This is a genomic window from Streptomyces sp. NRRL S-87 (assembly GCF_000719335.1).
Taxonomy (GTDB): Bacteria; Actinomycetota; Actinomycetes; order Streptomycetales; family Streptomycetaceae; genus Streptomyces.
Window position 1 is genome coordinate 42,073 of sequence record NZ_JOGB01000010.1, and the last position, 25,713, is coordinate 67,785.

26 protein-coding genes and 4 pseudogenes are annotated in these 25,713 nt (G+C 69.8%); 11 read left to right on the forward strand and 19 right to left on the reverse strand.

All coding sequences use genetic code 11. The annotated features are described in order from the left end of the window. Window positions 1–113: 113 nt before the first annotated feature. The 6 genes from IF43_RS0108645 to IF43_RS0108665 all read right to left on the reverse strand — a co-directional run bounded on the left by IF43_RS0108645 (window position 114) and on the right by IF43_RS0108665 (window position 4,550). Complete coding sequence (locus IF43_RS0108645) at window positions 114–770, reverse strand: hypothetical protein (protein WP_158939230.1); 657 nt, start codon at window positions 768–770, stop codon at window positions 114–116. A 184-nt stretch (window positions 771–954) separates the two neighbouring features. Further along, window positions 955–1,359 (reverse strand): helix-turn-helix transcriptional regulator, encoded by a 405-nt coding sequence (locus tag IF43_RS43850; protein WP_078910000.1) that lies wholly within the window; start codon window positions 1,357–1,359, stop codon window positions 955–957. Between the two features lie 367 nt (window positions 1,360–1,726). Beyond that, window positions 1,727–1,930: a helix-turn-helix domain-containing protein gene (locus tag IF43_RS0108650; protein ID WP_030196333.1), complete on the reverse strand. Its 204-nt coding sequence runs from the start codon at window positions 1,928–1,930 to the stop codon at window positions 1,727–1,729. A 527-nt stretch (window positions 1,931–2,457) separates the two neighbouring features. Beyond that, entirely contained in the window at window positions 2,458–2,586 is a 129-nt protein-coding gene (locus tag IF43_RS43405) for a hypothetical protein (RefSeq protein WP_267884739.1), read from the reverse strand. 54 nt (window positions 2,587–2,640) lie between these two features. Then, complete coding sequence (locus IF43_RS0108660) at window positions 2,641–3,360, reverse strand: DUF6193 family natural product biosynthesis protein (protein WP_030196336.1); 720 nt, start codon at window positions 3,358–3,360, stop codon at window positions 2,641–2,643. Between the two features lie 98 nt (window positions 3,361–3,458). Then, the gene (locus IF43_RS0108665; RefSeq protein WP_030196339.1) at window positions 3,459–4,550 is read right to left on the reverse strand and encodes a polymorphic toxin type 27 domain-containing protein; all 1,092 of its coding nucleotides are present in this window, start codon (window positions 4,548–4,550) and stop codon (window positions 3,459–3,461) included. 460 nt (window positions 4,551–5,010) lie between these two features. Between IF43_RS0108665 and IF43_RS0108670 the strand changes: the two genes are divergently transcribed. Together IF43_RS0108670 and IF43_RS0108675 are read left to right on the forward strand one after the other, a co-directional pair. Continuing rightward, window positions 5,011–6,114 carry a helix-turn-helix domain-containing protein gene (locus IF43_RS0108670; RefSeq protein ID WP_030196342.1) on the forward strand — a complete coding sequence of 368 codons (1,104 nt, stop codon included), beginning with the start codon at window positions 5,011–5,013 and terminating at the stop codon, window positions 6,112–6,114. 197 nt (window positions 6,115–6,311) lie between these two features. Further along, window positions 6,312–7,937: a serine/threonine-protein kinase gene (locus IF43_RS0108675; protein WP_051794953.1), complete on the forward strand. Its 1,626-nt coding sequence runs from the start codon at window positions 6,312–6,314 to the stop codon at window positions 7,935–7,937. Window positions 7,938–7,991: 54 nt separating this feature from the next. Here IF43_RS0108675 and IF43_RS40500 read toward each other — a convergent pair whose 3' ends face one another. The 5 genes from IF43_RS40500 to IF43_RS41515 all read right to left on the reverse strand — a co-directional run bounded on the left by IF43_RS40500 (window position 7,992) and on the right by IF43_RS41515 (window position 11,621). After that, window positions 7,992–8,282: a hypothetical protein gene (locus IF43_RS40500; protein WP_158939234.1), complete on the reverse strand. Its 291-nt coding sequence runs from the start codon at window positions 8,280–8,282 to the stop codon at window positions 7,992–7,994. Continuing rightward, complete coding sequence (locus tag IF43_RS40505) at window positions 8,279–8,827, reverse strand: hypothetical protein (protein ID WP_030196350.1); 549 nt, start codon at window positions 8,825–8,827, stop codon at window positions 8,279–8,281. Before IF43_RS40505 ends, IF43_RS40500 begins: the two co-directional genes overlap by 4 nt. A gap of 34 nt (window positions 8,828–8,861) precedes the next feature. Beyond that, window positions 8,862–10,739, reverse strand: coding sequence for a hypothetical protein (locus IF43_RS37885; protein ID WP_158939236.1), 1,878 nt, complete (start codon window positions 10,737–10,739; stop codon window positions 8,862–8,864). A 237-nt stretch (window positions 10,740–10,976) separates the two neighbouring features. Beyond that, the gene (locus tag IF43_RS0108695; RefSeq protein ID WP_030196355.1) at window positions 10,977–11,177 is read right to left on the reverse strand and encodes a hypothetical protein; all 201 of its coding nucleotides are present in this window, start codon (window positions 11,175–11,177) and stop codon (window positions 10,977–10,979) included. 180 nt (window positions 11,178–11,357) lie between these two features. Further along, window positions 11,358–11,621 carry a hypothetical protein gene (locus tag IF43_RS41515; RefSeq protein WP_158939238.1) on the reverse strand — a complete coding sequence of 88 codons (264 nt, stop codon included), beginning with the start codon at window positions 11,619–11,621 and terminating at the stop codon, window positions 11,358–11,360. 206 nt (window positions 11,622–11,827) lie between these two features. Between IF43_RS41515 and IF43_RS43855 the strand changes: the two are divergent. From IF43_RS43855 to IF43_RS42045, 5 genes and pseudogenes are all read left to right on the forward strand, one after another. Beyond that, window positions 11,828–12,508 (forward strand): annotated as a pseudogene (locus IF43_RS43855) (ISL3 family transposase); the annotation flags it as partial. 286 nt (window positions 12,509–12,794) lie between these two features. Beyond that, the gene (locus IF43_RS0108705) at window positions 12,795–13,730 is read left to right on the forward strand and encodes a site-specific integrase (protein ID WP_037887788.1); all 936 of its coding nucleotides are present in this window, start codon (window positions 12,795–12,797) and stop codon (window positions 13,728–13,730) included. Window positions 13,731–14,143: 413 nt separating this feature from the next. After that, window positions 14,144–14,518 carry a hypothetical protein gene (locus IF43_RS0108710; protein WP_030196363.1) on the forward strand — a complete coding sequence of 125 codons (375 nt, stop codon included), beginning with the start codon at window positions 14,144–14,146 and terminating at the stop codon, window positions 14,516–14,518. Beyond that, window positions 14,509–15,492 carry a hypothetical protein gene (locus tag IF43_RS0108715; protein WP_030196369.1) on the forward strand — a complete coding sequence of 328 codons (984 nt, stop codon included), beginning with the start codon at window positions 14,509–14,511 and terminating at the stop codon, window positions 15,490–15,492. Before IF43_RS0108710 ends, IF43_RS0108715 begins: the two co-directional genes overlap by 10 nt. Continuing rightward, the gene (locus IF43_RS42045; RefSeq protein ID WP_199922693.1) at window positions 15,471–16,232 is read left to right on the forward strand and encodes a hypothetical protein; all 762 of its coding nucleotides are present in this window, start codon (window positions 15,471–15,473) and stop codon (window positions 16,230–16,232) included. The genes IF43_RS0108715 and IF43_RS42045 overlap by 22 nt, the downstream gene beginning before the upstream one ends. A 582-nt stretch (window positions 16,233–16,814) precedes the next feature. On the opposite strand, the gene IF43_RS0108725 is transcribed toward IF43_RS42045, so the two are convergent. Continuing rightward, window positions 16,815–17,363, reverse strand: coding sequence for a DUF4262 domain-containing protein (locus tag IF43_RS0108725; RefSeq protein WP_030196372.1), 549 nt, complete (start codon window positions 17,361–17,363; stop codon window positions 16,815–16,817). A gap of 248 nt (window positions 17,364–17,611) precedes the next feature. On the opposite strand from IF43_RS0108725, the gene IF43_RS0108730 reads away from it, so the two are divergent. Both IF43_RS0108730 and IF43_RS0108735 read left to right on the forward strand, forming a co-directional pair. Continuing rightward, window positions 17,612–17,944, forward strand: a complete 333-nt coding sequence (locus tag IF43_RS0108730; RefSeq protein ID WP_030196385.1) for a DUF6233 domain-containing protein — start codon at window positions 17,612–17,614, stop codon at window positions 17,942–17,944. Window positions 17,945–17,968: 24 nt separating this feature from the next. After that, on the forward strand, window positions 17,969–18,196 hold the full coding sequence (locus tag IF43_RS0108735; RefSeq protein WP_030196386.1) for a hypothetical protein: 228 nt from the start codon (window positions 17,969–17,971) through the stop codon (window positions 18,194–18,196). Window positions 18,197–18,450: 254 nt separating this feature from the next. Here IF43_RS0108735 and IF43_RS42505 read toward each other — a convergent pair. From IF43_RS42505 to IF43_RS0108745, 3 genes and pseudogenes are all read right to left on the reverse strand, one after another. Beyond that, window positions 18,451–18,549: pseudogene (locus IF43_RS42505) on the reverse strand (HNH endonuclease); the annotation flags it as partial. 129 nt (window positions 18,550–18,678) lie between these two features. Then, window positions 18,679–19,161, reverse strand: a complete 483-nt coding sequence (locus IF43_RS0108740; RefSeq protein ID WP_030196387.1) for a hypothetical protein — start codon at window positions 19,159–19,161, stop codon at window positions 18,679–18,681. 248 nt (window positions 19,162–19,409) lie between these two features. Next, window positions 19,410–19,871 (reverse strand): hypothetical protein, encoded by a 462-nt coding sequence (locus IF43_RS0108745; RefSeq protein WP_030196388.1) that lies wholly within the window; start codon window positions 19,869–19,871, stop codon window positions 19,410–19,412. A gap of 693 nt (window positions 19,872–20,564) precedes the next feature. Between IF43_RS0108745 and IF43_RS36235 the strand changes: the two are divergent. Continuing rightward, window positions 20,565–21,507: pseudogene (locus tag IF43_RS36235) on the forward strand (M24 family metallopeptidase); the annotation flags it as partial. Window positions 21,508–21,627: 120 nt separating this feature from the next. Here the strand turns inward: IF43_RS36235 and IF43_RS0108755 are convergent. The 4 genes from IF43_RS0108755 to IF43_RS36240 form a co-directional block, all read right to left on the reverse strand. After that, window positions 21,628–22,485 carry a hypothetical protein gene (locus tag IF43_RS0108755; RefSeq protein WP_030196389.1) on the reverse strand — a complete coding sequence of 286 codons (858 nt, stop codon included), beginning with the start codon at window positions 22,483–22,485 and terminating at the stop codon, window positions 21,628–21,630. A 9-nt stretch (window positions 22,486–22,494) separates the two neighbouring features. Further along, window positions 22,495–23,028 carry a SigE family RNA polymerase sigma factor gene (locus tag IF43_RS0108760; RefSeq protein ID WP_030196392.1) on the reverse strand — a complete coding sequence of 178 codons (534 nt, stop codon included), beginning with the start codon at window positions 23,026–23,028 and terminating at the stop codon, window positions 22,495–22,497. Between the two features lie 549 nt (window positions 23,029–23,577). Further along, window positions 23,578–23,874, reverse strand: a complete 297-nt coding sequence (locus tag IF43_RS0108765) for a hypothetical protein (RefSeq protein WP_030196395.1) — start codon at window positions 23,872–23,874, stop codon at window positions 23,578–23,580. Beyond that, window positions 23,867–24,157 carry a hypothetical protein gene (locus IF43_RS36240; RefSeq protein ID WP_078910015.1) on the reverse strand — a complete coding sequence of 97 codons (291 nt, stop codon included), beginning with the start codon at window positions 24,155–24,157 and terminating at the stop codon, window positions 23,867–23,869. The genes IF43_RS0108765 and IF43_RS36240 overlap by 8 nt, the downstream gene beginning before the upstream one ends. Before the next feature lie 639 nt (window positions 24,158–24,796). Here IF43_RS36240 and IF43_RS42510 point away from each other — a divergent pair. Then, window positions 24,797–25,396: pseudogene (locus tag IF43_RS42510) on the forward strand (tyrosine-type recombinase/integrase); the annotation flags it as partial. Window positions 25,397–25,713 lie beyond the last annotated feature (317 nt).

Consider the following 25,713-nt stretch of genomic DNA (forward strand, 5'->3'; position numbering starts at 1 on the left):
CGAGCTGTCGCAGCCGGCGACGGAAAGGAGAAGAGCGGCTCCGAGAGCCATGGAACAAGCATTTCTCACGGAACCACACACCCTCGCTCACCTACCGTGGATTCAATAACTCGTCACTGAAGGTACTGGTTGAAGCAGACGCCGACCGGCTTGTAAGCGTAGGCCTGATACCCCGTCGGCCGGCCCGAGCCCCCGCTAAACCCCTGCCAGACGTCACCTACCTGCATCCTGTAGAACGGGTATGCCTGGATGACACCGAACTTGCCCGCCGGAACCTCGTACCGAGTTTCATTCTTGACGGTGTAGCTCTTGGTGACGTCCCATCCTACACCGGCGGAAACCCAGTTCAGATCAATCGAGGTTTCCCTCTTCGTGGTCGCAGCCACAGCCTTATCAAAGCTCATGACAAGAGTGGTCTTCCCACGACCGCTCGTCTGCTGAAGCAGCTTAGTGCCACAAACATTTCCAAGAGTCCTAACGTTCTTCAAGTAGCGCGCACCGCTGAAGCCAGAAGGATCCGGAAGCGGGTCAGCCGTCTCGCCAGAGTCCTTCACCAGCTCCGGATCCACCTTGGTCACCACATCTGCGCCCGGAACGAAGAACTCCCCATCCGCCAAGGCCTCGCTGGAGATAGCGGCCCCCTCGGGAACCTCAGCCGCCCCGGACACACCGGATCCCGTAAAAACACTAAAGGCAACCGAGAGCGCGAGCGATGAAGCCGTCACAGCCACGCGACGCGAACGAATAAATCCAGCCATGAAATCCCCCATGGAAAATCAACCTAAGCAGCACCTGCGGAACTGATACCGCAGGGCATTGCCCGAACGGCGGTAATCCTCTTCCACGAGGATCGGCTAATCAACTCTTTTGATCTTGCTGTGCCGCACATCACGCCGTAACCTCAAATTCCCCTCAACAGACGCGTCAACACTGATCGCAAACAAGCCATATCGTCTATTTCCTGCCGCCGAATCGCAAGAGAGGGCTGCGCCGGGAAGGAATGGAATTCACAGGGCTCCGTCGGAGCGATTGGCCCGACCACGGCACTCCGGCCGCCCCGCGGGGCACGGCGATCCTCGTCATCCGGATCGGACAGTGGCTCCAACGTCCGCCACTTCCACAGCTGCACGATCTCGCCTGCGGCGCGCCGCCGCAGGCCGCGGTGAGCGTCTCCCAGGAGGGCACGGTGCGGCCCGAAGCCGCCCCCTTGAGCGTCGCCGCGGAGAGCCCAGTCCGGACAGCGAGTTCGTCGTAGGTCAGCCCGGACTGCGCCCGCAGCTGACGCAGCGCCGCGCAGCCAGCTCGCCGCGCGCCCGGATAGTGTAGTCGATGGGGAGTTCGCGACGTCCCATGACCCACCCCCTACCAGCCGTCTGAAGAGCAGCCCGGGCCACCGCCGCAACCACCCCACGCCCGCCCGGCATCGCCGCGAGGATCAAAGCCGCGCCGATCGCGCCCGTACCGCCCAGCAGCCGGACCCATCGGCATTCCCTGCAGGCCCAGCACCACCGCCAGGACGAACACCACCGGCAACACCGCTGATCACGACCGCCTGCGGCATCGTCAGACCAGGCGTCCGCTGCTGCCCGTCATCCTGCCGTCCAACCGAGCGGGCAGGCTCCTGCCGTACTCCCATGACAGGGGTGGTCAAAGAGAACGTCCGCCGTGACTCCTCCAGGCGCAGCAGGGATCGCCCGGCTGCCGGTCAGCGCGGGGACTCGTCCGGCTACTCCTGGCCGGGCTTGCCTGCGTGCGAGGCGATCCATTCCGCGTAGCTCTCCCGGAGGTACTCATGTACGGCGTTCTCCGGGACGCGGAAGGATCGGCCGACGCGGATCGCCGGAAGGTGGCCGTTGTGCACGAGGCGGTAGACGGTCATCTTCGAGACCCTCATGACCTCGGCGACCTCTGCGACGGTGAGGAAGCGCACCTCGCTGAGCGGTCGCTCCGCAGGCCGAGCGTGGTGGTCGTGCGGAGTGGCATCGGGTTCTGCAGGCTGCCTGTCGCCGTCATCGGTCTCCTCCGCCATCCAGGCGAGCAGCGCGCTCTTGCCGCCGGCCAGGCGCTGCTGGTCGACCTCGACGACGGCCTCGGTCTGCTGCACGAGGTTGGCGATCACGGTGTCCGCGACCGGCGGGTCGTGCTCCTTCGGCACGGGTGGCCCTGCCGAAGGCGTCCCCGAACGCCGCGCGTAGCGTCTTGCGCGACGATGTCTGAGCCCGCCAGGCATGGGGGGAATACGTGACCACAGCCCCTGGGGAACTACGCCGTCGTCAACACACCTGAGCGTCATCGCGCAGGTGTTCGCTCCGAGTCCGCGCGAGCCGGAGGCCGCTCGCCCGGTGCCCGACGCGGCCTCCTTCACGGCCACGGCGGACGGCGCCATCACCACGGCGGACGGCCGGGTCGGCTCCCATCAGACCTTCGTCCCCCTTGCCGTGGTCGGTGCGGCCCGGGCTACTCGATGACGACGTGGACCTCGGCGACCTCGATGTCCACCGCGCTGGTGCGCACCTCGGAGAGCCGGCCGGTCTGCCGGCCTGCCGCCCCGCGGAGAGCCGGGGTCGGCGGGCCGGTGTTCGGCAACCCCCTGGAGTCGACGGCGGGTTCAGCCCGTCCGCTTCGGAGCGGCCTGAACCTCTACGATCCTGGCAGCAGCCGGAGGAGGCAGTCAGCGGCCTCCTCTGCGGTGGCCGCCACCAGGCGGTCGGATGCGGACTTCTCCGCGCTGTCGACGATCCATCCGTGCTCGCCGTGCGGGCTGGCCCGGGGGAAGTGGTCGGGGTGGGGCGGGATCGGGGTGTCGCTGAAGGTCAGGGCGCCATGGGAGACGACCGGGAAGAGCGCCCTCAGCTGCGGTGCGGCGAAGGCTGCTTCGACGAGCCGGCTGTCGATCAGGCCGGCGGGCAGCGAGCGGATCTCCTGCCACTTGTACGGGATGGCCCGTCCCTGCTCGAGCGCCACGGCGAACGGCGAGGTGGTGAGCGTCGGCCACTGGCGCCCCATCTCGTCCAGGGGCAGGCGGTTGTGCCATGCATCGAGCAGGGCGACCGCATCCTGGAGCGCGGGGACGGTGCCGGCCAGGGCGTTGCCGATCCAGGGCAGGGTGAACCGTACCCCGATGACGTGCTGGTGGCGTTCGAAGGTGACGAAGCAGGTCCCTCGGCCGCTTTCCACAGCGACCGCGAGCGAGTCCTGCGAGGCGTCCCAGCGTCCCCAGGGCCGGCTCGGGGCGAGCGCGGCGCCCGCAGCGCCGGCGATCCGGTTGAGGCCGACAAGGGGGTCGCCGGCGTCTGCCGCGAGCTCCGGGTAGGTACGGGTGTCCAGTGGGGCGTGAAGGTCGGCCGGCTCGGGGTGCATGGTTCGTCCGTGTTCGTTCGGTGCGGCGGGCAGGGGGCAGTGGACGGTGCTGCCGGGGCAGCAGGTCTGGCTGCCCCGGCAAGAGGTGCTCTCCGGGTCTACTTGTCGATACTGGTCGTGGAACGCCAGTCAAAGGCCGGAGGGTCGTTCAGCCTCTTTCCGTTCCAGAACCAGGTGATGTCCTTCAGCTCACGGGTTTCGTTCAGTATCGAGGCCCTGACGACGGTCGCCAGTTCCCAGGCGGTCTGGTTGCCATGCTTCAGGCCCAGCTCCGGGGTCGTGTAGGTCCTGCCCCGCGCCACGGTGTACCGCAGGGCCTCCTCGGCCGTCTCGAACTCGCTCCCGTCGGCCTTCCGCAACCCGTCCAGCGAGAACGTCAGGTTGACCTTCGGATTCTGTGCAGCCTCTTCGACCGCGACCATCCACAGGGGCTTGTTCGGGTCGGCCGTACTCATCTGGCCCCACGGCCCGCCGTTCAGTGTGAAGTAGGGCTTGCCGGTCTCCTTCTGGAGGGCCTCGGCCAGGGCGTCTCCGCTGTCGGGGCCGTTGATGCCCAGAACCAGTTCATCGCCGTCGGCGAGGAGGCAGCCCTCCTTCTTCGGGCCACCAGCGGGTACCGCGAAGACCCCGGCCGGCACGACAGGGCTGCGATCGTTGACGGCGGGGCCGTCGGCCTGCCGGAGGTGCTTCCACCGGTGGACCTTGGCGGTCCCAGCCGCCTGGCCGTACCCGGCCGCGGACGCACCGGCGAAGTCGGACCGGCCAGCTGCGACGAAGGGAGCCGCGCCGCCACGGCGGAGACCCGCCTTCGTCCTCTGCCCGGCGATGTCCACCAGGCAGGAGGCGGCCGCCTTGATCTTCCCCAGCGCCTCCTCGTACTTCTTGAGCTGCTTGCGCGCGTCCGCGGTCTTGTCGAGGAAGGCGTTGATTCCGGCAATGGCCTTGGCGACCCTGGGGAGCTTCCCGAGGATCTTGGCGGCTTTCGCCGGGCCGATGTTCTGGACCACGGCCCACAGGCAGGTCGGGATGTCGGGGTCGTCGATGCAGGCCTTGATGTCCTCCAGGAAGAGCTCGACGAGGATCTCGGCGCCGTTCGACTTCAGGTAGTCGAGGAGGTCGAGTTGCGCCAGGGCCCGCACCTGCTCGTAGGCCTCGGGTGAGAGCCCGGCCGCCGCGAGCGCCTCCTTCACCTGGTCGTCGAGGACGGGATCGGACGGCTGTGCCTTGGATGCTTCCTCGCGGGCCTTGCGCTGCCGCTCGCGCTGGTATTCCTCGGCTCTCCTGGCCGACTCGTCGGATTCGCGGGCGTGCTGGTTGGCGTTCGTGGCCGCGGTCTCGGCGGTCTTGGCGTGCTCTTCGGCGGAGGTGGCGAGTTTCGCGGCGTCCGCGGCGTCCTTCTCCGCCTGTGCTGCCGCGGCCTGGGCGGCGGTTGCCTCCTTCTCTGCCAGGGCGGCGGCGGGCGTAGTCCTGGCAGCGGGCGCAGTCCGGCGGGGCCGTGAGGGCGGCCGGGGGAAACAGCTTGATGGCCTCGGCGTGGGCTTGGTCGGTGGTTTTCATGGTGCAGCCCGTTCGCGGGTCGGGCTGGTGCCCTTTACTTTCGGCCCGCGAGAAACCCCCGGGCAGGGGCAAAGCTGGGGGCAAGATGTCCCCATGGACATCGGGGAGTTGATCCGCGACCTGCGCACCGCGCAGGGTTGGTCGCAGGCCCGTCTGGCCGATGAGATCAACCGCGCCGAGGGCACGACTCTGACGCGCGAGTACGTCGCCCGGTGGGAGCGCGGCAAGTGCGCACCGCGCGCGTTCTACCTCGCGGTTCTGTCCCGGGTGCTCGACGTCCCGCTGTCCGTGCTGGAGGACCCCATGCTGCGACGTACGTTCCTGACCGATGTGGCCGGTACGGCCATAGCCCCCGTGGTCGCCTCCGACCTCCTCGCGAAGGGCTTCGCCGCCCGGCTGGCCGGCGGGCCCTCGGCGGAGGCGTGGGAGGCCAAGCTTGCGGCGTACGGGACCGATCACATGTCCATGGGCGCGGCCGACATCCAGCGCCGCGTCTCCGGCGAACTCGTCGTCGTGCAGCAGCAGCTCGATCAGCCGCGCCTGTGGTCGGTGGCCGCCCGGCTGATGACCTTGTACGCGAAGACGTTCCCCGGCTCGGACGGGGCCGCCGCCGTGCGCTGGTACCGCATGGCCGCCACCGCCGCCGACGAGTCCGGGGACCCGGCCGCGCGGGTGTGGGTACGGGGACGGGCCGCCATCGCCCTCGGATACGAGAGGACGTCCCTCGACGTCGCGGACGTCCTCGCCGACCAGGCCCTCGCCCTTGACGAGCGGCCGTCTCTTGGTCTGCTCAACGCCATCTACGGCAAGGCCCACGCCGCTGCCCTCCGCGGCGACCGTGCTACCGCGTTCGCGCTCGACAACCGGGGCCGCCGGGTCTTCGACGCGGCCGGCTCCCACGAGCAGACCTCGGACTACGCGGTGCCGTGGTGGCGGCTCAACGTCTTCCGGTCTCTCCTCCTGGCCCGTCTCGGCGAGGAGAAAGCCGCGACTGAGGCGCAGGACCAGGCCCTCGCCGAACTTCCTGCGTCCCTGCCTCGCTTCGCGACGCATCTGGAGCTCCACCGAGGGTTGATGCTCGCCCGGTCCGGCGACAAGGCGGGCGGTGTCGCGCACGCCACCGCCGCGATGGACGCCCTGCCGCCCGAAAAGCACAGCCTGACCCTGCGGATGCAGGTCAACGAGATCCGGGCCTGACCGGCCCCCGGCAACTCCGAGGGCACACACCGGGACCAGCCGGAGCCGACCCGCGCAGCGGACCGGTCGCGGTGTCGCGGCGGTGCTCGTACTCCTGGCAGCGGGCCGGGGATGCGGCCGGAAGACCCCGCCCAGGTTCGGAGGATTCTTGTCGCATCGCGGGCGAGTCGCATACGTTGACCTGCATGTACAGGGGGATGGAGCTAGCGGGCCGCTACCGGCTCGACAGCCGGCTGGGGCACGGCGGTATGGGCGAGGTGTGGGCGGCGTCCGATCTGAGGCTGCGCCGTACCGTCGCGATCAAGACGGTGCTCACCTCCCATCTGCGTGACGACCGGCTCGCAGCCCAGGTCCTGGCCCGTTTCCGCCGTGAGGGCGAAGCAGCCGCCCGGCTGAACCACCGCAACATCGCCGTCGTCCACGACCTGGGCGAGCACCGGGAGACGAGCGCCGACGGGCAGGTGGAAGTCTCTCCGTTCCTCGTCATGGAGTTCCTGCAAGGTCGTGATCTCGCGACGGTCCTGCGCGAGGACCACCCCGGCGGGCTCCCCCTGGAGCAGGTGGTGGAGTACGGCGCCCAGGTGTGCGACGGGCTGGCCGCCGCCCACGGGCGGAACATCGTCCACCGCGACATCAAGCCGGCCAACCTCATGCTGCTCGACGACGGCACCGTCAAGATCTGCGACTTCGGGATCGCCCAGGTCCAGGACGGCACGATCGGTCTGACCATGACCGGAGCGCTGCTCGGCAGCCCTCACTACATGGCTCCCGAGCAGCTCAGCGGACAGACGCCGACGCACTCGTCCGACCTGTACGCCCTGGGCGTCAGCCTCTACGAGCTCCTCACCGGGCGCCCCCTGTTCACCGCGGACTCCGCGTACGCCGTCATCGCCATGCATCTGTCCACCACTCCCGAACCGCCCAGTACCCACCAGCCCGCAATCCCGCCCGACATCGACAACCTCATCACCTCCCTTATTGCCAAAGACCCCGGCGGCCATCCCCTCACCGCCAAGGACGTCGCCGCACGCCTGCGCACCGCCCATCTCGCACCCGGGCGCACCCCCGTGCCGGCAGCGGAGGCTCCGGAACCCGACGCGGAGCGCCTCCAACAGGCCGCCGAAGCCGGAGACTATGACGCCATGTTCAGCCTTGCGCGGCTGCTGGAGGACGCCGGCCTCATCGACGAGGCGGAAACCTGGTACCGGAAGGCCACCGACGCCGGACACATCAACGCCATGACCAACCTCGGCGTGCTGCTGGAGGACGCCGGCCGCACCAACGAGGCGGAAACCTGGTACCGGAAGGCCACCGACGCCGGACACACCGACGCCATGACCAACCTCGGACTGCTGCTGGAGAACACGGGCCGCACCAACGAGGCAGAAACCTGGTACCGAAAAGCCGCCGACGCCGGACAGATCGACGCCATGCACAACCTCGGAGTGGTGCTGGCCAACACCGCCCGCACCAACGAGGCGGAAACCTGGTACCGAAAAGCCCTCGACGCCGGACACATCAACGCCATGACCAACCTCGGACTGCTGCTGGCTAACACCGGCCGCACCAACGAGGCAGAAACCTGGTACCGAAAAGCCGCCGACGCCGGACAGATCGACGCCATGAACAACTTCGGGGTGCTGCTGCAGAACACTGGCCGCGAGACCGATGCAGAAACTTGGTACCAGCGCGCCGCCGACGCCGGACACACCGAAGCCATGAACAACCTCGCACTGCTGCTGGTAAACACTGGCCGCGAGACCGAGGCAGAAGCCTGGTTCCAGCGCGCCGCCGGCACCCCGGGCGGTGAATCCCGGGCCTGACCGGCCTTTGGCGCATCCGAGGGTGCGCCGGGACCACCCGCAGCCGACGAGCCCCTACGCGCTTGCCGCCCTGCCGCGCGCGAGCTGCGCGCAGCGCAGGCCTCCGCCCGCGTGCCACTCCAGCACGGGGGCGACGTCGCCGCCGTGCTCCTCGCACCACAGGACCGGGTCCAGGCCGCCGCAGCCATGCCGCGCGCACACGCACTCCTCGCCGACCCTCGTCTGCGGGACGATGTGGCGGACCACACCACCGTTCCCGGTTGGCGAGGCGGTGCCGCGCAGGCGGGCCGGCCATTCCAGCGTGATGCGCAGGCCGCCGGATCCGGGCCGGAACCGGTCGGTCACCCGGACGTCCCCGAGCACCGCGAGGGGGCCTGCACCCGGTGCGGTGAGCCGGGTGAGTGTGACTCCGACATACCCGGCCGCCAGGGCGGCCAGCGCGTCGGCGTCCGCGTCGTCGGCGACCCATCCCGACAGCCGGTCGGTGCCTCGATGTCGTCGGCGAGGCCGAGCCACGGGGCATCGAGCCGGAACCGTCCTGTGGCGCCCGCCGTGCCACGCACCAGCAGCAAGGCCATACCCGCCCCGGTGGGAAGGGTGATCTTGTCGTGGGCGAGGAGCCACGCGACGATGTCGGCCCGGTCGAACTCCGGATGGGTCTTGGTCCCGCCTGTGGGGGCGGGGAAGTCTGGGTGGCGGCGGCGCCAGTTGGCCACCGCCGCCCGGCCCACCCCGGCGCTGCGGCCCGCACTCGCGATCCGGGCGACCCCGGCGAGCAGGACCCGGTCGGTGTCCGGGGTGACCGGGGTCAGGGCGGCGAGCGGGAAGCGGCGGGCCGGACGGGTCTCGCGGACCGCCCGCCAGTCCACCGAGGGGCGGACCACGTCCAACAGGGCGATGTCGCGGGCGCTTTCCCTACCTACTTCAGCGTGTCTGACCGCCGGGGTCTCGACCCTGTAGCCGAGTAGGCAAGGAGTCTGGCCTCGACAGGGTGGTCGACCGCCGCCTCTGGGTTTCGAGCGGCCAGCAGCACGCAGCGGCACACCCAAAGCCTCTGCAGGTCCTGACCTCACTGCGAGGTTGTTCGGGCGGCCCGGGGGTGCGCGGGGCGGAAGGAGTGGGGCGAGCAGTCGGGAGGACGCCGGTGACAACCAGGCGAGGTATTTCGGTGGCGGTTCGGGCATGGGAGACCACCCAGATGCCGTCCTCGATGCTGGGGTGGCCGCCAGGGTTGCCAGTGGCATCGCCCACCAGTAGGAAGCTGAAGGGTGGTCCGGTGGCGGTGTACACGGCAGCCTGCGCGAGGTACTCCTGTTCGATCTTCGGCCGTGTCCAGGTCTTGTCTCTCCATTTCATTTCTGTCACCAGGCGGCTTCCTGGTGCTGGGGTGTAGATGACGTCAGCGCGCCCTCCTGCGACGTCCCACACTTCACGCTGGACGGTCCCTGGGGTGCAGATTCCTGTCAGGTGCTGGTGGAAGTCGTCCTGCAGGTGCTTCTCCGCCCAGGGAGTTACTTTGCCGTTCTTCTCCTTGGTCGGTGGGCCGAGGCATGCGGTGCGGTCTCCGTAGAGGTTGGCCTGGGCGTCGAAACGGTCGTAGAGGAATCGCAGGAAGTGCTGCAGCAGGTCGGTGACATAGTGGCTGTCGGTGGGCCTCCACGCGGGGCTGGTGGCGAGGATGGCAAGCAGGGATTCCAGGTGGTCGTCAAAGCGAGTGTTGCCGGTTGGGGTGTAGCCCTTGGCGACGTACTGCAGACGGTCTTCGAGCTGGTGGAGGAGACGGGGGTCGATGTCATCTCGGAGACCAGTGGTGTCAGCGTGGAACAGGGCGGCGAATGCGGGGCGGCCCTGTAGTTGTTTTCCCGGCGCCCCCTCCGGGGGCTGTTTCCCGTTGTCCTGCATGCGGCGGGTACGCACGGCCGTGTGCGAGGCCTCGGCGTCGGGGTGGGCTGTGAACTGGGGGTCGTGGGCGAGGGCTTGTTCCAGGTGCTGGAGCAGTCCCTCCTGTTTGGCGAAGGAGGCCTCGATGGTGGGGCTGATCACGCCGGTGAGGCCGGAGGGCTGCGAGGCGCGGATGCTGCGGCTTGCCTGGTACACCTGCAGGAGGTCGGTGAGCGCGCTCGCGGGGTTGTACCAGCTGGGCATGTTCAGGTGAGCCTGGGCGGTGCGCAGGGTGGTCACGAGGTGGGACCAGGCGGCTTGTGTCTGGCCTCGGGCGGTAAGCCAGTCGAGCTGGTGCATGCCGCTGGTCCAGGCTGCGAGGTTCGCGGTGGCGTCATCCAAGTCGATGGTCACCGTGTCCACCGGGGAGACGAAACCGAGCCTGACCACCTGGTCCCAATCGGTCCTTCGGACACCCAGGCGCGGGGCGGCCTGGTCCGGGCCCAGGGGGACGTGCCAGTCGAGCAGGGCAGGCAGGTCCCGGCGGCGGGCAAGGGCGGCCACCTGGTCCGGGTGGACGTCGGGGAACTCGGCGTCCCCGCCGAGGCGGACCAGGAGGCCAGCCTTCACCAGGTGACCGACCGCCGAGGCCGTCACCCGCGGCCGGCACCTCGGGAGCGGCTCCCCCAAGGCCTGCGTCAGCCGGTCCGCCGCCACCCCCGCACCGATCGGGCCCCCCAGGGCCGCGCGCACGGCCTCGGGGTCGGCGGCCTCCACCACCGCCCGCGACCACAACCCCTGGCCGGCGTCCGCCGGCGGGACCAGACCCGAGCCCGCCGCCCACCGCCAGGCCGCAAGGGGCGACCGCAGCCGGCCCGCGGAGTGGTTCTCGTCGTACTGTTCTCGCCCCGAACGCACCATGAAACACACTCTGATCACACTTCCGGCGCGGCCCGACTGTCGGGCCGCGCCGGAAACATGCGGAAAGATCCCATTTGCTGTTAATAGCCCTGATACTGAGGCGAGTTGGGAGAACGCCGCATAAGCCGCCTACGCGTACGCGAGGGCATAAATCACCCCTGCGGGGGACTGCGGACCGGCGCCGGGCAGACGGAAGCGGGGGCCGCCACCGCGACCCCCGCCTCTCCCCCGGACGGCCTACAGGTAGTCGGCCGGCTCCGCCGCGAAGGTGCCGCGGTGCGGGCCGTACAGCGGGATGTCCGTCAGCCGGAACCGCTCGGCGCGGCCGCCGAGCCGCCGGACGGTGACGATGGCGCCCGCCGGCTCGGAGCTGGTGAAGCGCTCCGGGTAGGCGTCGGCGGTGAGCAGGGTGCACCAGCGGGTGATGCGCTTGCGCATGACGGTGCCTTCCTGGTCAGGGCCCCTGTGGCCCCTCTCCACCCCTTGCGTGGGTCTCACGGCCAGGGCGACAGCAGTAGCCCGAAAACCCGCCCTAGATGATCTAGGTATGCGGAGGTATGCCCGGGTGATCGGTGTGACTGAGCGCTGTAGTTGGTTCTGACCGCTCTTCCGTGATGACTACGCCTGGAGAAGGGGGCGCGGCTGAGGTTGGATGATCAGATGGAACGTATCGAAGTTGAGCTGTTCACAGATCCGGGAAACGACGCGGTCGTCCGCCTGCCCCCGCGAAATTTTCCTGGTGTACTGATTCAGGGAGACTCCCTGTCGATCATCCGCGCGGATGTCGCCGCAATCGTAGAAGCCTGCGACCAAGGCGAGGTAGGTGAGGCCCGTGAGGCTGCGGCCCTCCTCCTCTCCAACCTTGACGAGCTGCTGGTCCACTACACGGAAGCTCTGAAGGCTCACGACATACCCATCCCCTTCCACCAAGGCCCCTGACCGCCCAGCTGCAGCACGTGCTGAGGAGCGGAGATTGCAGGACCGTTCCGCCAGGGGATCACGTCGCCATGAAGGTGGAGACGCTCAAGGACGTCCTCTTCCCCAACCTGGACGTCGTGGTGCAGCAAGCCGTGTTCGCGGATGACCGCATGCTGATCGACGCGACTGGCTGCGGGCCGCCCGGAGCCTGTCCTCAGTGTCAGCACCCTTCAGTACGCGTTCACAGCCGGTACTGGCGTCACATAGCGGGGCTGCCGGTCGGCGGCCACCGCCTGATCGTGCGTCTCCGTGTCCGTCGGTTCTTTTGTGATCAAGACCGGTGCCGACGTCGGACCTTTGTGGAACAGGTGGCGGGCCTGACCGAGCCACGACGTCGTAGTACGACAGCGGCACGGTCAACGACTCGGGCGGTCGCCATAGAACTCGGCGGCCGCCCGGGCCAACGCCTGTGCACAAAGCTGGGGGTCCACGGCCGGCGGACGGCCCTCTTGGGACAGCTGACCGCTCAGCCGGTGCCGGACCGGGCCCCGCGGATACTCGGAATCGACGAGTTCGCCTTTCGTAGGGGCCGTACCTATGGCACCGTCCTCGTCGATGTTGAGTCATCGAGGCCGGTGGACGTGCTGCCTGATCGCGAGACGGGCACCGTCGCGGCATGGCTGCACGAGCACCCCGGCGCCGAAATCATCTGTCGAGACCGCCTGATGGCATTCACCAAGGCCATCAGGCAGGCCGCCCCGGACGCTCTGGAGGTGGCCGATCGCTGGCACTTGCTCCAGAACCTCTCTACGGCCGTGGAGAAGACCTGCCGCCGTCACCGTGAGTGCCTACGACGGCCAGCCGAAGCGGAAGCCAGCCCACCACTGGCCACGCCGGACACTCCGCTCCTCGCTCGGATCCGACAACGACACGCTGAGGTCAACGAGCTCGCCGCCACGGGCCTGTCGCTTAACGCCATCGGCCGCCGCCTACGGTTGGACCGCAGAACCGTACGACGGTATCGGAACAGCCGAGCTGACGACGAAGGCGTACGCAGGCGGGGCCGCGCTGTACCTGCGGTGGTGCCGGATCACCGGCCGCTGTTGGACAGAGGCGGGTCGGGACCCGGGGCTGTTCATGGTCTGGCTGAAGCACACCCCGGCGCCCCGGGACGGGATCGCAGCGGTGGTCCGTCCCGGCCCGGAGGCGGAGCCGGTGCGAGGCGAGCGGCGGATCAACCGGGTGCTGGTCGCCGTACGCGGACTGCTCTCCTACGCGGTGTCCACAGGTGAGGCCTCGCGCGGGGTGCTGGGGCAGATCTACGAACTCGCCGACAGCCGCGGCCTTCCGGCGGAGGCGACGGGCGAGGACGCCGGGCTGTTCTACCGGCTGCGGCCGGTGCACACGCTCCGGGAGCCGGTCGCCGACGTGGACCGGGCCGCCGACGCCGAGCTGGTGGCCATGTTCCTCGCCTGCCGCAGCGCCCGGGACCGCCTGGTCGTGCTGCTGCTGGGCCGGGCGGGGCTGCGGCGCGGGCAGGCGGCCGGGCTGCGCCGCAGTGACGTGCACCTGCTGCCGGACTCCCGAACGCTGGGATGCGCGTATCCGGGGGCGCACGCGCACGTGCGCCGTCGGGAGAACTCCAACGGAGCCTGGTCGAAGTCGCGCCACGACTGGGTGGCGCCGCTGGACTTCCTGACGGTGTCCGCGTTCGACCTGTACTACGAGGAGCGGCACAGGCTGCTGGGCGAGGGCGGCAGCGACTTCCTGTTGGTGAACCTGTTCCGGGGTCCGCTGGGGGCGCCGATGTCGCCCGAGGCGATCGGGGAGCTGTTCGAGCGGCTGAGGGTGCGGGCAGGGTTGGGGCGGAGGGTGGGGCCGCACATGGCGAGGCGGGCGTTCGGGTCGAACGTCGCCGACGCGGGCGGTACGCCGGACGAGGTTCAGGCCCTGCTGGGACACCGGAGCCCAGATTCCTCAGGACCGTACCGGTTTCCTGATCCGGGCCGGGTGCGAGCTGCGGCCGATCGGGTCCCGACCCCCCGCGTGTTCGGCGGACGGGAGGACCGATGAGGTCCGGCACAGCTGTGGCGGGCGTGCGGCCGGAGAGCGCGGCTGAGCCGGCCTGCGACGACCGCCTGGAGGAAATCCTGCGCGCGCTCGATCCCGGCTTCTTGGAGGTGGTGGGCTGGGACTGGCAGCGGCGGGTGATCACCTTCCCCTGGGACCACCCGGTCATCGGTCTGCGGGACTGCCCGGTGCCGACCTGCCCACTGGCCATCGCAGTCTTCACCCATCCGATGTGCCGGGGGTCCTTGGAGCGGTTCGGAAGAAGCAGCCTGCCGTGGAGGAATTCATCCGGACGCCGAAGGCCTGGACCATGGGGGGCGGGCGGCAGCCGTGTGCCGTCGACCGGTGTGAGCGGCCCCGGGACACTGCGGCGGGGCGTCTGTGCATGACCCACCGCATGTTGCGGGAGCGCAACCATGGCTGGCCGGCCCCTGGAGGAGTTCCTGGCCGACCCGAAGGTGATCGGGCTCGCCGGACTCGGCCCGTGCCGGGTCCTGGCCTGCTACCTCGACCGCACCAGCACCCGCTACCCGTACTGCAAGGCCCACTACCATCGGATGCGCCTCGCCCTCCCGAGGGAGTCCTTCGATGAGGAGCTGTGGCGCCGGACGGAGAAGGCGATCTGCTCCACCCGGGAGGTGAGCCTGCGGGGCTTACCGGACCTGCTGGTCGCCGAGGGGCTCTACGCGCTGTGGTCGCGGGTCGGGAACGGCTACAAACTCCGCCCCGAGTGCCTGCGCCCCCTCTACGACCGGCTCCGGGCCCTCAGGTCACTTCCTTCATGGAGGTGACCGAACCGGAGAAGGCCGGGTACAGCCGCGAGCAGGTCATGATGATCCGGGCCGCCCAACTGGCGCTGGTCCGGCTGAACACAACGCCGGAGACCGAGCGGGTCAAGGACGTCTGGGACATGTCCGTCTTCGGGCATGCCGGAACGCTGCCGTTCACCGCGATCCGCCAGCGCGCGCTGCGGGAGGCGATGAAGGTGTGGGTCTATGACGACTTGCCGCGGCGCCGGAACAAGAACGCCGTCCACCACGCCCGCGCGATCATCTCCGCCGTCGCCCTGCTCTCGGACAGCCTGCGTCTTCAGCGGCCCGACCGGGGCGAGGTCCCAGCACGGTGGGGACGCGCAGACATCGTCGGGTTCATCAACCGCATGGGCCACCTGACCTCGACGGGGAAGCTGAGCCCCGCCCGCCGGCTGGCGTTCACCCGGTTCGTCCGCCGCGTCCAGGTGCGATTCCGCACCTTGGGCCTGACCGGACCCGGGGGCCTGTTGGAGGGGATGCCGGTCGACTTCGCGCTCGGACCGGAGGACATGCCCGACGAGCCGGAGGCCACCGAGGCGGGCCGGGACCTCCCCGAGGAGGTGATGCGCGCGCTGTGCGCTCACCTGGATCGGCTTGAGGAGATGACGAACGCCGGGACCCGGGTGGCCACCGAACTCCTCATCGACACCGGCCGCCGCCCCGACGAGATCTACACCCTCGCCCTGGACTGCCTGGAGGCCGACCCGGACGGCGCTCCCGTCCTGATCTACGACAACCACAAGGCGTGCCGCCTCGGCCGCCGCCTCCCGATCGGCGCTGAGACCGCCGCCACCATCCGCCGCCAGCAAGAACGCATCCGCGCCCGCTTCCCCAACGTCGCCCCGGCTCGCCTGAAACTGCTGCCCCGCCCGAAGACCAACCCCGAGGGCACCAAGCCGGTCTGCGACATCGCTCCGTCCACCGAGCCTGGGTGGACACGCTCCCCGACCTGACCGTCCCCATCGTCGTCACCGCAGCCGGCCGTCAGGCCACCCACCTCGTGCCCTTCGACAAGGCCCGGATCTTCCCCTACGCCTACCGGCACTGTTACGCGCAGCGGCACGCGGACGCCGGCGTGCCGGTGGACGTCCTCAAGGAGCTGATGGACCACCGGCTCATCACCACCACCCAGGGCTACTACCGGGTCGGTGAGGAACGCCGTCGCGAAGCCGTCGACCGGGTCACGGCCCTCCAGTTCGACCGACACGGCAACCGGGTCTGGCGAGCCGCGCAGAGTCTGCTGGACTCCGAACACGTCCGCCGCGTGATCGGCGAGGTTGCCACCCCCTACGGGGTCTGTCGGGAACCCACCAACGTCGCCGCAGGCGGCCACGCCTGCCCTCTGCGGTTCTGGTGCCTGGGCTGCGAGCACTTTTCCACCGATGTCTCCTACCTCCCCGACCTCAAGGCCCATCTCGACGACCTGCTGCGCAGCCGGGAGAAACTGATGTCCGCATTCGAGGCGGACGACTGGGCCGCGCAGAGGCCATGCCCAGCGAGCAGGAAATCAGCCGAGTCCGGCGCCTCATCGACCGCGTCACCACCGACCTCGACCACCTCACCGCCGAGGACCGCGCCCAGATCGAGCAGGCCATCACCCTCGTACGCCGCTCCCGCACCGTCCACCTCGGCATGCCCCGCATCGGCCAGCCCCCTGCCCGACGTCCGACCCCCAAGGAACCCCACGCCGTGACCAGCACCATGAACGACGGCCGCCAGGCCGACACCGGACGCCGCCTTACCCGGGTGCAGGCCGCCATTACGGCTGCGCGGCGCGATGGGACGCCGCTGACCGTGTCGGCCATCGCCCGCACCGCACGCGTCGACCGGACCTTTCTGTACCGTCACCGCGACCTACTCACCGCCCTTCGCACCGCCGCCCACGAACCAGTTGCACCCGCCGGCACCGGGCCAGCCGTCACCTGGGCCTCGCTTCAAGCCGACCTCGCCAACGCCAGTGCCCGCAGCGCCCGTCTGGCCGCACGCATCCATCAGCTAGAAGAGCGCCTTTCAAAGGCGCTCGGCGAAGAGTTTCTGGCGAACTTCCGGCCTGGCCACCCCCACCGACGTCGCCGAACTCACCAGCCGCATCACCCAGCTCGAACAACGCAACGTCGAACTGGTCTGGGCATTGGAGGAACGACAAGGCGAACTCGACGCCGCCCGAGCGGCCAACCGAGATCTCACCCGCGCCCTCAACCAACGCGGATGACGACCCCGCACCGTGACAGTGACTACCATCGGAGCCTGGTTTCGGGCTCCCTCGTTCACACGGTCAGAGTTCGGCGGTCCAGACCCCCGGAGGATGCTCGGTCGGCGGCAACCACAGCTGAGGCTGGGAATGCCGGTGGCCATGACCAGCCTGCTCCTCCCAGTGGTAACCCTCATTCCCATCGGGCCACGCAACCTGAAGAAACGGGAACGGAGGCCGCCGGTAGAACCCGATAGCTCGGCCGAAGAAGGTCCGGTACCAGCGCAGGTCAACGTTCCGCAGCATCACCCGCCGGGCGTCCACCACACCCTCATGATGCTGGCCCTCCTCCAATGCGGTGCCCGCAGCCGCCCGGTCTCCGATCATGTTGAGCATGCGGTGCATCTCGTGGACGTCAAGACCGAAGATGCCCAGCTCAGGGACCCCATACGTGTGCGCGAGGCCGATCGTGTACGCGAACCCCGGACCGATCTCATCCTCGGGAACCATGACCACATGCCACCCGTGCCGCCGCACGTTGCTGATGATGGTCTGCTCCACACGGTCTGCTTCAGCACGATCGCCATAGTCATGGCAAAGGATGCAACGGCATTCGAACTGGTCACGGAGCATCCGCTGAGGTTACGAAATCCAAACCCCAGCTCACGCTCGGGGGGCGTGAACCGGTAGCAGCATCCGGTTCACGGTCACCCGCATCAGCGATAGCGCCACACCTGTCGCACCGGGTAGCGTTCAGCACACCACCGCTGAGCTGCACAAACTGCCGTCGCTACGGCTCACACCACAGCGCCTCCCCGAGAGAACCCGCTGTGCGAGACGTGCCGGGCCGCCCGGCAGGCGCAGTACGGAGGCTGACCCGGATGTCCGTGCTGCCGCCGGACCTGCCCCGGCTCCAAACCTTGATCACCTACCTGCGCGGCGAACTCGGCCGCGCGGAACAGGCCCTTGCCGCCGCCGAGGAGCGCGAGGCCGCCACCGCCCGGCAGCAGCCGCCGCCCGAACCCCCGGCGTGGCTGGTGGAGCGCTCGATAGGCGTCGGCCGGCTCCCGAGCCGCCTCCACACCGGGGACTGCTGGGACACCGGCAAGCGCTGCGTCCCGGCCGCCGCCGAGCTGGTCCGCCGGCTCCTGGCCGAGGGCGTGCCGGCCTGCATCCACTGCCGCCCGGACACCGCCCTCGGAGTGCTCGAATGACCGGGTACCGGCACGGTGGAGGGGATGAGCCCCGACCTGCGCGTCATCGTCTACCCGCCAGACGCCGAAGGTGGGCACCGCGTCCGCGTCGACGGCGAGATCCTCGGCCGCGCCCTCGGCCCCGGCGGTCTTCTGGAGTTCCTGCGCCGGGCCGGCCTGGACCCCGATGACGTCCGCTTGGACGACGTGCTCCTCATCGAGTGGCGCGGCGGCGGACCGGCCGTCTGGCATCCGACGAACGACCAACGGTGAGCGCAGCATGCCGTGCAGACTTCCACCGTGAACTGGCTTCTGGGTAACGAGTGGCTCGGTCCTCTGGGCGACATTGGCAAGATCATTGGTGGGGTGGTGGCGGCTATGGCCGTACTCAGGCAGTCGCCAGTTGGTGGGACAACGGCCCTGGTAGGCGAAGGAAGTGGGCCAAGAATTTCCGGCGACTCGCCCCGTTGGTTCGACCGAAGTACGTGGAGTCCCTGTTCGGTGAACCCGCCTTCAAGCTGCCCGCGCCTGCTGAAGCGGGCCGTGACCGCGACGAGCGAGGACGGCTGGCCCTGGTCGTTCGCGTACGCCTCCCGACGCGCCGCCGTCCACCCGGAGGCCCCAGCTGGCGGGGAGCGTCATTCGAAACGTGCGGTATTCCTGTCCGGTCCCGGTGGTTGCGAGATTCGAGCCGGTGGTCTGTTCATGCGGCCGGGGCTGGCAAGAGTGTGCGTTCACTCCGGCGCCAATGGGTGTCAGGAGTGGAAAGCGGCTTCATCCCGCTTCAGGTAGCCGTCCGGAGGGCAGCCGGCGTCAGGGTCCTTCGTGGGGCACATGCTCGGGTCCTCTGCATCGCCGAAGTACCCGTAAAGATAGACCCACACTGTGCACGTCGGATCCCCGTCGAAGGACAGCTGAAGTTCATGACCACGTGTGGCGGTCTCATCGGGGACGATGAAGCCGTTGCCTTCGGGGCTGACGTAGAAGGCCCATCGACCAGTGGACAGCGTCTCGGGACGAGCGCAATCAGCCATCGCTTCGACCTTGTCGAAACCCGTTCCGGCGAAGGTGTGCTCCTCCGAGAAGGTCAGAGACGTCCCGGCAGAGCTGGTCCATGTCCCTATCAGTTGTTCCTGCGGAATCTCCGCCGAGTGGATTGCTGCGGCATACCCACAGGACGCCGTGAGCACCGCCCCAGTCACCGAGAGAAGGATCGCACGCCATCCGCGCATGTTCACAGACCTCTCCCCAGAGGTTGGGTGTCGGGCCCCGCGGCCGCACACTTCTATTTGAACACGATCAAAACTTGCGGCTTCCCCCGGGTCCCCAAAGGTGAGGAAACGGAGGCCCTCACCTTTGGGCTCGGCCGTGTCCGTGTCGCTTGTCCCGCTCCCGCTGCTCATCAGCACCGGGGCCTCCGGACTGCTGCGTCGCCGCGTCGAGAAGAATGGGCGTCACCGACGGAGGCGGATGGTGGCGAAGGGGGTCAACCTCCTTCCGATCCGCAGCTCGTGCGGTGGCCGTGGCCCGGCATAGGACGCGGGTCGGAGGCTACGAATCGTCCATGCTCCCCCTCGGAGCTGGTGGCGACGGTCTCACTGCGGGCGGCGAGGTAGGCGGTCCAGTCGGTGGCGGCACGGCGGCGCCAGTGGACGGCCGTGATCGGGTGGAGGCCGAGCATCGGTCCCAGGACCGCGGGCGGCAGGTCGCAGGCGAGGGCCACCAGGGCGGTGGCGCGGGCGGGCCGGTTGGGGATGTGACAGGCGGCCAGACGTCGGCTCAGGGCTGCGGCGCAGATGTGGGCGCCGGGCAGGTGGCCGGGGAACAGCCAGCCAGCGCTCATGTTCGCGGCCCAGCCCTGGGGAGCAGGGCGGTCGGCGATGGTGGCCAAGAGGTTGGCCAGGGTGGTGGGCAGCGGGATCGGGGTCCGGCCCAGAGTGAGGAACATCGTCCCGTCTCCGGCGGTCAGGGCAGTGGTGGGGAGGGCGGCGATCCGGGTGAGGTGTTGGCCGAACAGCAGGAGGATCGCCGGCGGCCCGGACGTCGAGGTCGAGGCGTGTGTCGGTGAGGCACTGGTGGAGGAGGTCCCAGTGGGAGTCCTCGTCCAGGCCGACCGGGTCGGCCTTCGGGCGGTGCGGTACGAGGAGGTCGCCGGCGTGGTGGCGGCGGTGGGCCCAGACGACGAAGTCGCGGACTTCGTACCGGGTGCCGGGCTTGGCCGCGAGCCAGGCGTCGAGGCGGCCTTGGTCGAGGGTGGCGATGGTCAGGCCGTGGCCGGCGGTCGTCGTGAGGGTGGCACTCCGGCCAGTCGTCGGCCGCGGTGCTGCCCGCGGCCTGGCCCCGGGTTTCACCGATCTCGACCATGGCGGCCACGATCGGGCCATCGTTCGGCGAGCTGCTTCTTGGCTGCGGCGCTCGTTGACAGGCCCTGTAGGCCGCGCACCGCCTGCCCGCCGCCTGCCCGGCGCCGAGCCCCCGCCCGACGGCACGGCCGGCGCGGACGACGTCTTCGGGCCCGGCTTCGCATCCTCCCCGCCATCGGACTGCGCGGTGCGCCCCGCCACCGACGCGATCGCCAGACATACCATCACCGCAACTTGCGCGGACCAGCCCTGACGCACCAAAACCCACCCCCAAAGATGGCCGGCAGCCCGCCCTGCTCGTGCCGAAGCTGGAACGCCCCGACGCCGAGGGCACCCCGGGAGCCACCGCCCTCAAGATCACGGACTGGGAGGACGGCACCCGACCCGTACGCCGCCGCGAGCCGGCTCCTCACCCCCGACGGCCGGTACGGCAACTCCGACTCGGCCTGGGCCATACACCTCCTCGGCCTCCAGGAGACCCTCCCGAACAGCCGCTACCAGCCGCTCACCCGCGCCCTGCCCATACTCCGCGCCGTCAAGGACGAGGACGAGCTCGAACGCCTCGCCGCCGCGGGCGCCGCCGCCGACGACGCGTTCCGCGAGATCGTGACGGTGCCCTTCGCCGGCCGTCGGGAGAGCGAGGTCGCCGCAGACCTCGCCCGCCTCTTGATGGAGAAGGGCCACAGCCAGGTCGACTTCACCGTCGTCGCCTCCGACCCCAACGGGGCCAACCCCCACCACGAGGCCGCGGAGCGGACCATCAAGACCGGCGACACCGTGGTCCTCGACTTCGGCGGCCTCAAGGACGGCCACGGCTCCGACACCACCCGCACCGTCCACGTCGGCCCCGACGTCCCCGACGAGGTCCGCACCGTCCACGAGGTGGTCCGCCGGGCCCAGCAGAAGGCCTTCGAGACCGTCCGGCCCGGGATCACCGGCCAGGAGGTCGACCGGTTGGCCCGCGCCGTCATCACCGAGGCCGGGTACGGGGAGTTCTTCATCCACCGCACCGGCCACGGCATCTTCCTGACCACCCACGAGCCGCCCTACGTGGTGGAGGGCGAGGAACAGCTCCTGGTCCCGGGCATGTGCTTCTCCATCGAACCCGGCGTCTACCTCCCGGGCCGCTTCGGCTTCCGCATCGAGGACATCGTCACCGTCACGGAGACGGCCGGGCGCCGCTTCAACAACACCCCGCACGACCTGGCGATCGTCAGCTGAGGCCCGCCCGCCTGCCCGTCCGCCCGCGCCGGCGTCCGCAGGCGTCCGGGCCCGTGGCGGCACGGGCGCGCGGGGCGGGCGGCGGTGTCAGCGGCCCCCGTCGGCCGTGCCTCGCGCCTCCTACCTCTCCACGGTCTTGCGCACCAGGTGGAGGAACAGGGGATCGGAGGCGGTCCTCAGGAGCCGCTCGTGGTTGACCGGGGCGGAGACGCGGGCCTTCGTGTCGGGGAGGACGGTGAGCGACACACTGGCCTTCTCGTAGGTGAACGAGGCCCGGAAGCCCACCAGGTTCGGGCCACCCGAGTTGATGCGCCACGAGGTCATCTCGATGCCGGTGTCCGAGACGATCCGCTCGCACGCGGCGGCCGTGACACGGGGCGGAACGGGGCATGGCCGCGGCACGTCGGGCGCGCCGCCGGACGGCCGTACGGAGAGGACGACCGGGAAGACGTTGCCGTCGGGGGCCTCGGCCTGGTAGCGGCCCTTGTCCGCGTCGACGGGCCGGATCGGGCCGAGGAGGCGCGGCATCAGCTCGTTGAGGGCGGCGGTGGACCACAGGCGGAACTCCTCCCGCCGCTGCTGCTGGGGGGGCAACCGACTGACCTCCCTCCGGATCTCCTCATCGGTGGACGGCCACGGGGACGCGGAAGGTCCGCCGCCCCCGGTGGGTCTGACAGGGACGGAGGACGGATCCCAGCGAGGCGCCAGGGACGGCCGGGGCGGTTCGGTGCTCGCGGCCGGACGGACCGTCGTCGCGCCCCCCTGCCCCAGCGGCAGCGCCACGACCCCGAGCACCGCCGCCGTGGCCACGCCGGCCGCGACCGCGACCCGGGCGCGCGTCCGGCGCCGCCGCCCCTGGGCCACGGCGGCGGGCACCACATCCTCCACGGGCGGCAGCTCCGCGATCAGACGCTCCATCTCTTCCCTGACCAGCGTGGCGTCACCGCGGTCGTCTTCGGGCATGTGGTTGTTCGCCATGTCGGTTCCTCAGTTCCCCGTGGTGTAGACGTGGGCCTCGCCCAGCCGGACGCGCAGCTTCGCCAGGGAACGCGAGCACTGGCTCTTGACCGTGGATTCACTGCATTTCAGTAGCTCTGCGACGGACTCGACGCTCTGGTCCTCCCAGTACCTCAGGACGACCATGGCGCGCGCCCTGGGCGGTAGCTCGGCCAAGGCCGACAGCAGGGTCACCCGCAGGGCGCCGTGGTCGGGAGCGGCGTGGTGGTCCCGACGGGGCTGGGCCAGCAGGTCGCGCAGCCGGCGCCGCCGTTCGGCGAGGTAGGTGCGGGTCAGCACTGTCCTGGCGTAGGCGTCGATGTTGTCGGCGGCGCTCGCCCGCCGCCAGTGCTGGAACAGCTTGGCGAAGGTGGTCTGCGTCAGGTCGCGGGCCGCGTCGGCGTCCCCGCACAAGAGGTACGCCACGCGGTAGAGCCGTCTCTGGCTCGCCCGGGCGAAGGCTTCGAAGCTCTCGGGCTTCGGGGAGCCCCCCGGTGCTTCGCAGGCCCGGCCGTTCTCCGGCATCTGCTCGTCCTTTCCAGGCCCTGTCGCCGGGCCCTTGTCCTGTCATCCCTTCTTCGAGCGCTGCGGGCCGGGAAAGGTTGAAGCGGAGATCGGACTATTTTCCGCGAGGTGCGGGCAGGGGCGCGGCGGACTTCGGGCCCGGCCGCTCACGGGCCTTCCCCAGACCCTACCCACCACGGCCCGGCCCCAGGCCGCGGGGGCCGACAGGATCCGCCGCGCATCGGGTACCCGTCGAGACCGGAGGCGGCAGCGGCAGCCGGCCTCCGGACCTCGGGGGCGTCGGCGGCGTTCAGGTCCAGACTCAGCCGCTGGTAGCGCAGCGGGGTACCGCGACGGGCCGCCCCGATCCGCAGCCCAGTCCGTGCTGAACTCCGCCGCCGGCCGGGCGCGTACAGCGTGGTGTCCGAAAGCGTCGTGGCTGCCCCGCGGAGCCGAGCTGTACCCGGTCTAGGGTGCTCGGGACCGGCAGCCGTCCGGGGCTCGGCCAGCTGGGCAGCGGGACCGTCCGGCCGGCGCCTTGCACGTGCGCGGGCCGGTCGGCGTCGTCCGTCAGTACAGCGGGATGCGGGTCACGACCACCTGCGGCGGGGCCGCGTCCTTGGCGATCACGTACTCGATGACGCCCATGGCTCCGTCCACGCCGAGCGGCAGGAGTCGGCACTCCGGCCAGTCGTTGGCCGCGGTGCTGCCCGCGGCCTGGCCGCGGGATTCGCCGATCTCGACCATGGCGGCCACGATCGGGCCCGTCGCCCACGGCGGCAGCGCCGGGTCCATCATGAACTGCGCAGCGCCCTCGGAGAGCACGCAGGGCCAGCCGGCCAGGTCGTCGTCGTACGGCTCACTCAACGGGCAGGCCCGCCGCCCGACGCCTCTCGAGCAGTTCGGCCACGGTCAGCGTCGGCATCCTGCCGGCCAGCACCGCCTCCACCCGGGCCGCCTGCTCGGGGTCGCTGTCGAGCATCGCCCGGCCCCACCAGCGCAGCAGCACGGCCTTGGCCTCCTCCGGACGGGCGGCCAGCAGCTCGGCGTAGAACTCCTTGGCAGCCTCCGGCGCGAGCGCGGAGCCGATACCCCGCGCGTTGCGCGGCACCCGCTCCGGCCCGGCCTGGTGAACCGGCTGTGCACTCATCACGCCCACTCCCCTACCTTGACTGCTCCCCCGAGTCTGCCCGCCACACCACCCTCTGGTCGACCCCTGCTCGGTGGGCACCCGGCCATTGTCAGGGAGCCTGTCGGGCAGGCCGACAGGTCCTGGCTTTGTTCACGAGAACCGGTTCTGGTGAACAAAGCCAGAAGTGTCCACTGCCTCGGAATGAAGGTCCCGTAGCGGTTGCGCAGGCCCATGAGGCGCCGCCGCGTTCCCCCATGCGTTTGGGAACACCAGCCGGCGCACCAAAACCCACCCGTCCGGGCCCCGGCCGCCCGCTCGGCTCGCAGAACCGCTACGACATTGGACGCGTCCTTGCCTCCGGCGAGGCATACATCCGCCCAGCACGTCACAAGGTCGGCACGAAACCGCGGAGAACCAGCTGACTAGCCAGGTCGGGGCTTCTACGGCCGAGCGGCAACAGCATCGACGCCAGACTCCCGCAGCTTGCGGGCCAGGAACTCCATCTCAGGCATCGTGCCTGAGTGGGCTCCCGCCAAGCGGCGCAAGGACGCCGCCGCCGTGCTGTCTGCCGCCCGCGACGCTGCACCGGGCGAGACGTTCACCGCCGCCGGGCAGACATTGGTACGTGTTGTCCCGCGCCGGTCGGCGACGGCCAAAGTGCTGGCCGAGGACCCCGTCACCGGGCACCGGCGAGATCTCGGACGCGAGGAGGACCACGCCTTCTGGGCCTTCGCCATCGTCGAGGTGCTGCGGGCCACCGGCATCCGGGTCGAGGAACTCACCGAGCTTTCCCACCACAGCTTGATCCAATACCGGCTCCCCACCACCGGCGAGCTCATCCCGCTCCTGCAGATCGTTCCGTCGAAGACCGACACGGAACGGCTCCTGGTCGTCAGCCCCGAACTCGCCGAGGTCCTCTCCACGATCATTCGCCGGGTCCGCGACAAGAACGGTCGAGTCCCCCTGGTCCCCGCCTACGACCACTACGAGCGCGCCTGGCTGCCGCCCGCACCACTGCTGTTCCAGCGACACCGCGGCTACGAGAACCGGGCGATCAGCTCGGGCGCCGTCCGGAAGATGCTCACCACCGCGCTCGCACACACCGGGCTGACGGACTCCGTTACCGGCGGCCCGTTGCAGTTCACGCCGCACGACTTCCGCCGGCTGTTCATTACCGACGCCGTCCTCAGTGGTCTCCCCCCGCACATCGCCCAGGTCATCGCCGGACACCAGGACATCAACGTCACCCTCGGCTACAAGGCGGTCTATCCCGACGAGGCCGTCCAAGCCCACCTGGCCTTCCTGGCCCGTCGACGAGCCATGCGGCCAACCGATGAATACCGCGTCCCGACCGACGAGGAGTGGACCGAGTTCCTGGGCCACTTCGAACGGCGCAAGGTCTCCATCGGCACCTGCGGCCGCTCGTTCAGCACCCCCTGCATCCACGAGCACGCCCCGTTGACTGAACGAACCAGGTTGATTGTGCAGTTCAGGGCACAGGTGAGGTTGCGGTTCAGTACGGTCTGCGGTCGTGATGAACGATCGTGTGCCCGAGCGGGATCTATCGAGGTTGG